Below are 6,805 nucleotides of genomic sequence, written 5' to 3' on the forward strand. Positions count from 1 at the left end.
AAGGACGACCGTCCCACGGCGCTCCTGGACTGGGAGACTGCCCATCTGGGGGACCCGGCCGAGGATCTCGCGTACGTCCAGGACGTGGTGACGGAATACATGACTTGGGACCAGTGGATGGAGCACTACCGGCGGCACGGTGGCGTCGACGCGACTGAGCAGCAGATCGCCTTCTACAAGGTGTTCATTGCGTTTCGCAACGCCTGCACGACAAACAAGGCGGCGGCGCGCTTCCTGGAGGGTTACGTCAACGTCCGACAATTGCCCCTGGGATACGAGTTTTCAGCACGGTTCCGACGCGACGGCATCCGTGCGATCGAAGATTATCAACAGACAGACTCGAGGAGTCTTCAGAACGGAGTGCGATAGTGACCAACGACCAAATGACACCGATCGTCCTGGACGGTGTGAGCAACTTCCGCGACCTGGGTGGCCACCGTACCGTTGACGGCCGTCATGTTCGTCGCGGACGGGCCTTTCGCTCCAATAGCCTCGACCGCTTGACCCCGGCCGGCCGCGAAGCAATCCGGCGACTAGGAGTCCGCGCCGTTGTCGACCTCCGGGCGGCCTCGGAACGTGAGGCGAACCCGGCACCTGATCTTGAGGGTGTGCGCTACATCGTTTCGGACAAGCAAAGCCCCAGTGATGTCGCTCAGTCGATCCTTACCTTGAACGACGCGCCGGAGAACGAATGGCGCGAAGGATGGAAGAAGTTCTACAACGCGTTGCCCATCGCTTTCGCTCCCGAATATCGGCAGCTGTTCCGCGTCCTTCTCGATACGGAGGATCCGGTCGTGGTGAACTGTTCGGCCGGAAAGGACCGGACGGGAGTCGTGTCCGCGCTCCTTCTGTCCAGCCTCGGTGTTCCCCGGGAGACGATCGTGGCTGACTATGTCAGCAGCGACAGAGGGTTGGGTACCAACCGCGCCGTCGTCCGGATGTTGTCGGACGACATGTCGGACCGGTTCGGCGAACTCCCCGACTACGCGCGGGCGTTGATGCTGGGCGCCGACCCGTACTTCTTGAAGGTGACTCTCGAGAAACTCGACCAGGACTACGGATCCGTGAACGGATACTTGGAGATGCGCTTGGGCGTGAGCCCGGTCGAGCTCGAGCGTCTTCGCGAGGTGATGCTGGAGCCATGATTCGACCAGTGAAGGATGGGTTCGTGGCGCGTCTGCGCGTGTCCGAGACTCCCTCGGTCCGCCACTGGATGGGGACCCCTTGCCGCTGGAGGTCGGGTTTACGGTGAGGACCATGACTGAATAGGTCGCGGATGGCAACTGGACCGACACGCGTCATGAGGTGTGCGAGGACGTGATTGCCAAGATCACGATCAGCCGGCCCGAGGTCCACAACGCCTTCCGGCAGCAGACGATCTGGGAGATCGCGCGGGCGCTGACGATGGCGGGGGACGATGAGTCGGTCGGCGTGATCATCCTGACCGGTGAGTGTGACGAGGCCCTTCTGTTCGGGCGGGGACCAGCGCGTGCGCGGCGACTCGGGCTGGACGGGGAAGCCACTGGCGGTTCGACGTCACGGAACTGCACGTGCAGATGCGTCGCACGCCGAAGCCCATCGTTGCGATGGTCGCTGGGTGGGCGATCGGCTGCGGTTTCGCGGCCAGCATCCTGTCGGATCTCGTCGGTCCGAAGAAGGCCAAGGAGACTTCGTTCATGTACCGTCAGTACGACGCGCACTAGTAGTACTTTGTTAGGTTTTCCGGCGAGGGTCTTTTAATCCGCCGGCGGTCCTGTTAATTTCCTGTTGTGGAGATGAACGGGACGGGGCTGCGGATCGAGCTGGAGGACTTTGCCGAGGAGGTCTTCGCGTCGCTGGGCCGGAAGGACCAGCGCGCGAAGGGCCGCCTGTACCTGCAGGGGCTGATGCTGGAGGGCCGGCGGAAGTCGATGCAGCCGATGGCCGGTCGGCTGGATGTCGACCACCAGCAGCTGCAGCAGTTCGTCTCGTCCTCGCCGTGGGCGGTCGAGCCGGTCCGCCGCCGCCTGGCGGCCCTGGCTGAGGAGGCCATCGGGCCTGAGGCGTGGGTCATCGACGATACCGGGTTCAGGAAGGACGGGACCGCCTCGGCCTGCGTGGCCCGGCAGTACTCGGGAACGCTGGGCAAGGTCGGCAACTGCCAGGTCGCCGCGACCGTGCACATGGCCACCGACGCGGCTTCGTGCCCGGTGAACTGGCGCCTGTTCGTGCCCGAGTCCTGGGACGACACCCGGGCCGAGACCAACGCGGAGGCCGAGGCGGTCGCCGCCCGCCGGGCGAAGGCGCGGATCCCGGAAAACGTGCGGCACCGGCCCAAGTGGGAGCTCGCCCTGGAGATGATCGACGAGCTCGCGCTCTGGGGGCGCACCTGCCCGGTCGCGGTCGCCGACGCCGGCTACGGGGACAACACGCATTTCCGGGCCGCACTGACCGCCCGCTCGATCCCGTGGGTGATGGCGGTCAAGGCAGGCAACACGGCCTATCCGGCCGGCGCCGCGCCCGAACGCCTGGCATCCGGCGGCGGGCGGGGCCGTCCGAGCGTCCCGCGCTACCGGCAGCAGGCCCCGACCCTGCGCGACCTGGCCCTGGCCGCAGGACGCCGCGAACTGCACCGGGTCACCTGGCGGCACGGCACCAGGGCCACCGGCGGCAACAGGACCGCGGCCATGAAATCCCGTTTCCTCGCCCTCAGGGTCCGGCCCGCCAACCGGCACATCCCCCGCGCGGAGGACGGTTCGCTGCCCGCGGTCTGGCTGATCGCCGAATGGCCGTCCCGCGAGCCCGAGCCCACCGACTACTGGCTCTCGGACCTGCCCGCCGACACCCCGCTGAAAACCCTGGTCAGGCTCGCGAAGATCCGCTGGCGCATCGAGCACGACTACCGCGAACTGAAGACCGGGCTCGGACTCTCCCACTTCGAGGGGCGATCCTTCACCGGATTCCACCACCACGCCACCCTGGTCTCGGCCGCCCACCTCTTCATCACCCGCAAACGCCTTGCCACCCCAAAAGAGACGGGGGCAGCCTAAGCCTGTACGAGGTCCTCAAAGCACTCCAGGAACACCTCGTCCAACTGCTTAGCCGCTGCCCCTACTGCCAACACGCACCACCGACCTAACAAAGTACTACTAGCAAGTAGCCTATATAGAGCCGGTCCTTCGTCAAGACGGCTGACATCTTGTTGCCTAGTACAGGTATGGGCGGATTTCTTATGTCGCGTCCGTTGTGAGGCATGGCGTCCGAGCTATTGGGCAGATGGCTTATCGCCGTTCTTGCCCATGACTGCCTCCGGGGCCTTGGTCTTCCGCAACCTGATGAATCCCATCACCACAATCACCGTCATGACTACCGCACCGAAGGGAAGAAAAATCTGATCTCGGGGACCGTCCAGTCGCAGGAACCTTACTGCGTATCCCCGTGCTGTTCCCCGGCATCCACTTCAGTCCCCCGGAGCCACTGGGCATCAAGTCCTCACAGTACGCCCACAGCTTTGCCAGGTTTGAGTACACATCCTCACGGTGAAGCGGCCAGCTAAAGACCAGCACCGATCACCGCCGTGAGTATGATTGACATTCAGAATACATAGGAGGAGCCGATGAAGCCACGCGTCGCAACTGCGCCGCCGCTAGCCGAGCAGGTCTATGAGCTCATCATCGACGACATTTGCAGTGGCGTGATCGGTGGTGGTGAGCAACTGCGTCAGGAGGCCATCGCCGCACGGTACGGGGTTTCCCGCCAGCCCGTTCAGCATGCGTTTGTACTCCTGAAGCGGCATGGCTTGGTGCGGGAGGCCGGCAAGCGGGGGCTCGAGGTGGTCCCGATGGACGCCGCGTACGTGAACCACCTCTACGACATGCGGGAACTCCTCGACGTCCACGCAGTCCGGCTCTCGTCCACGAAGGCCAGCGCGCGCGATATGCGTGTGGAACTTGCTGACATCATGCAGCGTGGCAAGGCCGCCGCAACGACCCGGAACTTCGCTGATCTCGTGACAGCCGATGCCGACTTCCACACATATTTCTATGAGCTCACCGGCAACCCTTTCCTCATCGACACCGCCGTCTTGCTTAGCCAGAGCATCAGGCGGGTGATGACCGAGGTGCTCGCCCGTGGTGGCGTGCCGTCCTGGGTGTGGGAGGAACACGAGCAGATCGTCGGCGCCGTACTGTCCGGTGACGCTGAGGCGGCGGCGGAGCGCGCCCGCCACCATGTTGAGCATGGCCGCACGATGATGCTTGAGAACCTAGCGGCGGCGAAGTCCACTGCCTGATTCTTGACTCTGATCTCCGGATCGCTGAGAGCGCCCGGACTGAGGCTCGTAGATCCAGCGTTCTTGATCTGCAGGTCTCGAATGTCCTATGGCTCCGGAGCGGACTCTGCGCTGAGAGGTGTCAAGGGAAGGATCTATAGCGTCCCCGAGTCAGTATCCCAAGGAGATCCGCGACGTGGTTAACGGTGCCCCACAGCGAGCCGGGGAACGATAAAGCAGATCGCTGCCGACTTCGCATGGCTGAGTTCTGGCTTTGCAGCGGGATGTACCAAGCCGACGCCGAGTATGGGCTCAACCCAGGACAACCGCCGTCGAGAACACTGAGTTCTCTGAGGCGTGAAAAAGCTGACTCGAGCAGGAGAATGAGGTCCTGCGCCGCGCAACGGCCTATCTGTCGCAGGCGAACCTGCCGTGAAAAAAGACTCTCTACGGCTCCTGAAAGAGCTCGCAGCCGACAGCATCCGGTCTCACTGAGCGCCGCGGGCTCAAACCCTCCCGGCAGCCCCACTACTGCTGGCTCGCTGGCCCCATGGCCGACGCCAAAATCCAGCTCGCTTGTCTGACCAACAGCCCGGTCGACGTCCACCGCCATGATCCGATCCCGTAGTCAGGCTACCGCTACCGGGCGTATGAGACCCGCTAAACGGGGCAAACTGGCTGCCACGCCATCGGCGGATCGCTCAATAAGACTAAGCACGATAAAACCGGCAGGCCTCTTCACCCTCGAAAAGCTATTGAATTCTGTATTCAGAATGCTATCGTGTGACGACAACGTGACACACATCACCGAGGAGAACCATGAGCATTCCAGTCCCATTGTCACCTGCTTCAGTCGCCGCCCTGATTGCTGATTTCCTCGTTGCGAACGGCGTCCGCCGCGTCTTCGGCTTGCAGGGCGGTCATATCCAGCCCGTGTGGGACCAGCTGGCCCGTAGAGGAGTGCAAATTATTGACGTTCGCCACGAGGCGGCCGCGGTGCACATGGCTCAGGCACAGGCGGAGCTAACCGGCCGTCCCGGCATCGCCTTGGTAACCGCTGGCCCGGGAGTGACTAACACGGTTACCCCCATCGCGAACGCCTCGATCGCACGCGCCCCTGTTCTGGTCATCGGTGGCTGCGCCCCGGGTCCGCAGGCGAACATGGGCGCGCTGCAGGACATTGACCACGTGGGCATGTTGACCCCGCTCACCCGTCGTGCCCGCACCCTCCGCGAACCGGCGCAGGTGCTGCGCGAGTTCTCGGAGGCGTACTCCGTGGCGCTCGGCGACCTCGCTGGCCCAGGTCCGGTATACCTTGAGGTGCCTCCCGCGGTGTTGCGTGCCGAGGTGCCGGCCGGGGTGGTGCTGCCTGAACACGTAGCCAGGGTCGAGAAGAGCCGTACCCGTGCAGATCGGGAGACGCTGCAGGCCCTGGTCAGCGGACTCTCTGGGGCGAAACGGGTCGCGGTTATAACCGGCCGCGGCGCCCGCGAATCCCGGGAGATACTGCCCGGCTTCCTGGACGCCACCGGCGCCGCCTACCTGGACACACAGGAGAGCCGGGGCCTACTCAACACTGATCACCCGGCGTACGTCGGCTCAATGCGCTCACGCGTGATGAGCGAGGCTGACGTGGTGATCACCCTCGGACGTCAGCTTGATTACCAGCTCGGTTACGGCTCGCCGGCGGTCTTCCCGCAGGCTCGGTTCATCCGAATCGCCGATACCAGCGTCGAGCTCAGCGACAACCGACGCGGTCAGGTCGAGGTGCTCGCCGATGTCGCCAGGACACTCCAGGAACTCACAGAGTTGCTCGTTGAGACCGGTCACCGGCCCAACCCAGCCTGGCGGGACGAACTGCGCCGCGGGCACGAGGAGCGGTCTGCCCGCTACCGTGAGTCCCTGGCTACTGCGGATGACGGCTCCGATAGCCGGATGCACCCCAACCGAATCTTCGACGCCCTCCATCAGCTCGAGCTGGAGGACCCGGTACTGGTCGCCGATGGGGGAGATCTGCTCAGCTTCGCTCGGCTCGGGCTGCAGCCCAGCACCTACCTCGACCCCGGTTCCCTGGGGTGCCTGGGGGTGGGGGTGCCGTACGCAGTCGCTGCAGCGCTGGAGTTCCCCGATCGGCCGGTGGTGTCGGTCAACGGCGACGGCGCCTACGGACTCAACGCGATGGAGGTGAACACCGCCGTCCGCCACGGTGCCAAGGCGGTCTTCGTGGTCGCCGACAACCAGGCCTGGAATATCGAGCGCTACGACCAGCAGGAGAACTACGGTTTGGTTGCAGGCACCGAGCTCGGCGCCGCCGACTACGCGAAGATGGCCGAGGGGCTTGGCGCCTTTGGCATCCGTGTCCAGGACCCCGAGGACCTCGTGCCCGCCCTGCGCAAGGCGCTGGAGAACGCGCCCGCCGTGGTGCACGTCGACGTCACCCGCGAGGCGGTCTCCCCAGACGGCGGCAAGGGCCTCGGGTTCGTCCCCGAGTATCAAGCCCTCACTCCGTGGGACGACCGCGAGATCGCCCGGCGCACCGAGACCAAGACCCAGATG

Annotated in this window: 7 protein-coding genes; 6 read left to right on the forward strand and 1 reads right to left on the reverse strand. The window is 64.6% G+C overall.

From position 1 onward, the window contains the following. Window positions 1-369, forward strand: a 369-nt coding sequence (locus AC5RVV_RS16900) for a phosphotransferase (RefSeq protein ID WP_494002547.1), incomplete at its 5' end; no start/stop codon positions are given. After that, on the forward strand, window positions 369-1,145 hold the full coding sequence (locus AC5RVV_RS16905) for a tyrosine-protein phosphatase (RefSeq protein ID WP_493986451.1): 777 nt from the start codon (window positions 369-371) through the stop codon (window positions 1,143-1,145). The genes AC5RVV_RS16900 and AC5RVV_RS16905, both read left to right, overlap by 1 nt. Window positions 1,146-1,298: 153 nt before the next feature. Here AC5RVV_RS16905 and AC5RVV_RS16910 read toward each other — a convergent pair whose 3' ends face one another. Beyond that, complete coding sequence (locus AC5RVV_RS16910; RefSeq protein ID WP_493986459.1) at window positions 1,299-1,439, reverse strand: hypothetical protein; 141 nt, start codon at window positions 1,437-1,439, stop codon at window positions 1,299-1,301. Between AC5RVV_RS16910 and AC5RVV_RS16915 the strand changes: the two genes are divergently transcribed. The 4 genes from AC5RVV_RS16915 to AC5RVV_RS16930 all read left to right on the forward strand — a co-directional run. Further along, window positions 1,378-1,740: a hypothetical protein gene (locus AC5RVV_RS16915; RefSeq protein ID WP_493986458.1), complete on the forward strand. Its 363-nt coding sequence runs from the start codon at window positions 1,378-1,380 to the stop codon at window positions 1,738-1,740. The two genes, AC5RVV_RS16910 and AC5RVV_RS16915, sit on opposite strands and share 62 nt — an antisense overlap. Window positions 1,741-1,775: 35 nt before the next feature. Beyond that, complete coding sequence (locus AC5RVV_RS16920; RefSeq protein ID WP_493986716.1) at window positions 1,776-3,029, forward strand: IS701 family transposase; 1,254 nt, start codon at window positions 1,776-1,778, stop codon at window positions 3,027-3,029. Between the two features lie 566 nt (window positions 3,030-3,595). Continuing rightward, on the forward strand, window positions 3,596-4,270 hold the full coding sequence (locus AC5RVV_RS16925) for a GntR family transcriptional regulator (protein WP_494002548.1): 675 nt from the start codon (window positions 3,596-3,598) through the stop codon (window positions 4,268-4,270). Window positions 4,271-5,068: 798 nt separating this feature from the next. Further along, window positions 5,069-6,805: 2-hydroxyacyl-CoA lyase (locus AC5RVV_RS16930; protein WP_494002549.1), on the forward strand; the 1,737-nt coding region annotated here is incomplete at its 3' end.

This window comes from Arthrobacter sp. MDT2-34-1 (genome assembly GCF_059091365.1).

Bases quoted from the DNA above. Each gene is read 5' to 3' on its own strand.
- AC5RVV_RS16920 (WP_493986716.1), top strand. From the start codon at position 1,776: ATGAACGGGACGGGGCTGCGGATCGAGCTGGAGGACTTTGCCGAGGAG.
- AC5RVV_RS16925 (WP_494002548.1), top strand. From the start codon at position 3,596: ATGAAGCCACGCGTCGCAACTGCGCCGCCGCTAGCCGAGCAGGTCTAT.
- AC5RVV_RS16910 (WP_493986459.1), bottom strand. From the start codon at position 1,439: ATGATCACGCCGACCGACTCATCGTCCCCCGCCATCGTCAGCGCCCGC.